Source organism: Acinetobacter sp. YH12156 (assembly GCF_013418235.1).
Lineage (GTDB): Bacteria > Pseudomonadota > Gammaproteobacteria > Pseudomonadales > Moraxellaceae > Acinetobacter > Acinetobacter pseudolwoffii.
Map to the genome: position 1 here is coordinate 1 of NZ_VPCL01000028.1, position 3,038 is coordinate 3,038.

General features: G+C 37.6%; 4 protein-coding genes. 1 reads left to right on the plus strand and 3 read right to left on the minus strand.

The window, feature by feature from the left end; translation table 11 throughout:
• Nucleotides 1-158 precede the first annotated feature (158 nt).
• The 3 genes from FTU87_RS14820 to FTU87_RS14830 all read right to left on the minus strand — a co-directional run bounded on the left by FTU87_RS14820 (nt 159) and on the right by FTU87_RS14830 (nt 1,714).
• Nucleotides 159-449, minus strand: coding sequence for an addiction module antidote protein (locus FTU87_RS14820; protein ID WP_004787581.1), 291 nt, complete (start codon nt 447-449; stop codon nt 159-161).
• Nucleotides 450-452: 3 nt separating this feature from the next.
• Nucleotides 453-749 carry a type II toxin-antitoxin system RelE/ParE family toxin gene (locus FTU87_RS14825; protein ID WP_004787583.1) on the minus strand — a complete coding sequence of 99 codons (297 nt, stop codon included), beginning with the start codon at nt 747-749 and terminating at the stop codon, nt 453-455.
• A gap of 323 nt (nt 750-1,072) precedes the next feature.
• Nucleotides 1,073-1,714 (minus strand): TetR/AcrR family transcriptional regulator C-terminal domain-containing protein, encoded by a 642-nt coding sequence (locus FTU87_RS14830; RefSeq protein ID WP_004787586.1) that lies wholly within the window; start codon nt 1,712-1,714, stop codon nt 1,073-1,075.
• Between the two features lie 65 nt (nt 1,715-1,779).
• On the opposite strand from FTU87_RS14830, the gene tet(39) reads away from it, so the two are divergent.
• The gene (tet(39), locus tag FTU87_RS14835; protein WP_026438272.1) at nt 1,780-2,967 is read left to right on the plus strand and encodes a tetracycline efflux MFS transporter Tet(39); all 1,188 of its coding nucleotides are present in this window, start codon (nt 1,780-1,782) and stop codon (nt 2,965-2,967) included.
• Nucleotides 2,968-3,038 lie beyond the last annotated feature (71 nt).

The following is a 3,038-nucleotide window of genomic DNA, read 5'->3' on the forward strand; positions in this document are numbered from 1 at the left end:
TTGCTTGGTTTTTCTCATTACAAATCAAATTACAGCAAGCGCAAAGTTGCCCGACTTTGAAACATGGCTTTAGCCATCTTTCAAAGCATCGAGCTGAAATTTCGCATAAGAGATTTTATGTTAAATAAGATGGAACTTAGACAAAATTTTATTAATAGTTATGCATTCTGCACAGTTAGTTTTAGACCTAAAGCATTTACTACACGATTAATCGTATCAAAACGAGGTGCTGAATCTTGACGGAGTGCTTTGTAAAGTGCTTCACGTCCAATTCCTGCTTCTTTAGCGATTTGAGTCATACCACGAGCTTTAGCAATTACACCAAGTGCATGAGCTAGTTCAGCAGGGTCATTCTCTTCAAGAACCATATTAAGATACATTACAATATCTTCTTCACTCTTAAGTGCTTCTGCCATGTCAAAGCTAGGTAGATCAGCTATTTTAACCATTTTTCAATCCTCTAAAGATTTTGATAAATCAACAGCTCGTTCTATATCCTTTTGCTGTGTAGATTTATCACCACCTCCAAGCATCACAATGATTACATCACCATGTTTGATGTAATACATGCGCCAACCTGGTCCGAAGAACTCTCGCATTTCCCAAACACCTTCTTGAAGATGCTTTACATCGCCCCAATTACCACGCTGAACCTTATCTAATCTTCGATTCAGTTTAAGACGGGTCATACTGTCTTTAATGCTATCTAGCCATTCATCAAATTCAGGGAGACGTTTAATCTCGGTCATGAAAGTTCCTCTTTATTGTATTCGATCGAATACACAACATTATAATGAATATATTTTATGAGTAAATGAAATAATAAGAATATATTTTATCAATTGATTATTTAATAACCTATGTTCTTGGCAAAAGGTATCAAACCTGCTCATAAAAAAGCCGACTTGTTTCTAAGTCGGCTTTTTACTGTTTTTGAAGTCAGTCAAAATTTTATAACTATATGAAAAACAATAATATTTTAAATTGCGTTTCGTATAAGCTCTATTATGTTAAATAATTAAGGATAAAAGCTTTATTACTAAATAGAACAGTTGCTTAAAGCAGTATAGAGTTAAGTTTGCATTTTAATATCAAGTTGTCTTTCAGCACCGATAATCACCATACGAATCCCATTTTCAAAAATGTCATCCGCATTCATATTTTGTAAGGTATTCACTCCTTGGAGCATGAGTGGATATATAGTTGGATCGGCTTCGAATGGTGGGTCTGATCTTATTTCTTCTTGCTGCTCCTCAAGGACCCACCCAACAATAAACCTTCCTAATGTCATAAGTAATGCAACTGCTTCAACAGGAGAAAACCCAGCATGAGATAACAGCGCAACTTGGGCCTCAATCGTGTTGAAATGTCCTTGACTGGGGCTAGTTCTTGCATGTAGACGAGCACCATCACGGTAAGCTAGTAGTGCTCGACGAAAGCTTACAGAATTAGCGAGCAACCAATCTTGCCATGTCATCCCATCGATGGGTAAAGAAACTAAATGGTGTTCATTTATAATGGTTTCCGCCATTGCTTCCATTAACAAGGATTTATTCTTGAAATGCCAATATAGAGTTGGAGATTTAATACCCAATCGTTGAGCTAGCTTGCGTGTGGTTATTGAATCTATGCCTTCTTCATTCAACATATCCAATGCGGTACGCAGGACTATTTCACGTGTCAGACGTTGAGGTGCAATATCTTTTTTACTCATAAATCTATCACTGATAGGGAGTGTGTGAGAGAATATTAATTCTATCATTGCTAGAGAAGGCATTTGTGAAGAAATCATTGAGCGTGATTTTAATCACTATATTTCTGGATGCTGTTGGGATTGGTTTAATTATGCCGATCTTGCCTGAATTATTACGGTCATTGGCTGGAGCTGAAGCAGGCGGTGTTCACTATGGTGCTTTATTAGCTGTGTATGCTCTGATGCAGTTCATTTTTGCACCTATCCTTGGAGCGTTGAGTGACCGATTTGGACGTCGACCTGTATTAATTATTTCAATTGCTGGTGCAACGGCTGATTATCTCCTAATGGCTGCTGCTCCTTCTCTATTGTGGCTATATATTGGTCGTATTTTTGCGGGAATTACAAGTGCCAACATGGCTGTTGCAACAGCTTATGTTTCAGATATTACTCCAGCCCATGAGCGTGCAAAAAGGTTTGGTCTCCTTGGAGCTGTCTTTGGTATTGGGTTTATAGCGGGTCCGGTAATAGGTGGAGTTTTGGGTGAATGGAACTTACATGCACCGTTCTTTGCTGCTGCTTTTATGAATGGGATTAATTTAATAATGACAGCAGTCTTATTAAAAGAATCAAAACACAGCAATAAAATGACTGAGAAGGTTCAGGAGCAATCAATATTAAAGAAATTATCCTATTTGATCACTCAACCTAATATGGCTCCATTGCTTGGTATCTTTTTAATTATCACATTGGTTTCACAAGTCCCCGCAACTTTATGGGTTATCTATGGGCAGGATCGTTATGGCTGGAGTATATTTATTGCAGGTGTTTCCCTTGCTAGTTATGGAATATGCCATTCTATTGCACAGGCTTTTGCTATCGCCCCTATGGTAAAGAGGTTTGGAGAGAAAAATACGTTGTTATGTGGAATAGCTTGCGATGCAATTGGTTTACTTCTTTTATCTATTGCTGTTGAAGAATGGGTGCCTTTTGCGTTGTTACCATTGTTTGCCCTTGGTGGAGTAGCCGTTCCTGCTTTGCAAGCAATGATGTCCAGAGGTATTAGTGATGAAAGACAAGGTGAATTACAAGGGCTATTAAGCAGTTTTAATAGTCTGGGGGCTATAATTGGTCCTGTATTAGTTACTAGCCTCTATTTTATGACTCAGGCATCAGCTCCTGGAATGGTATGGGCATTAGCTGCAATACTTTATGTAATCACCCTACCCTTATTGCTTAAGTATCGCCTGAATAAATATTCTGGAGTTCCATAAAATATTTAATTTATTGGTTTAAAAACTAATGGATTCTATAGTTTATCTAAAATTAACATAATACACCTTAT

Bases quoted from the DNA above. Each gene is read 5' to 3' on its own strand.
- FTU87_RS14825 (WP_004787583.1), bottom strand. From the start codon at position 749: ATGACCGAGATTAAACGTCTCCCTGAATTTGATGAATGGCTAGATAGC.
- FTU87_RS14830 (WP_004787586.1), bottom strand. From the start codon at position 1,714: ATGAGTAAAAAAGATATTGCACCTCAACGTCTGACACGTGAAATAGTC.
- FTU87_RS14820 (WP_004787581.1), bottom strand. From the start codon at position 449: ATGGTTAAAATAGCTGATCTACCTAGCTTTGACATGGCAGAAGCACTT.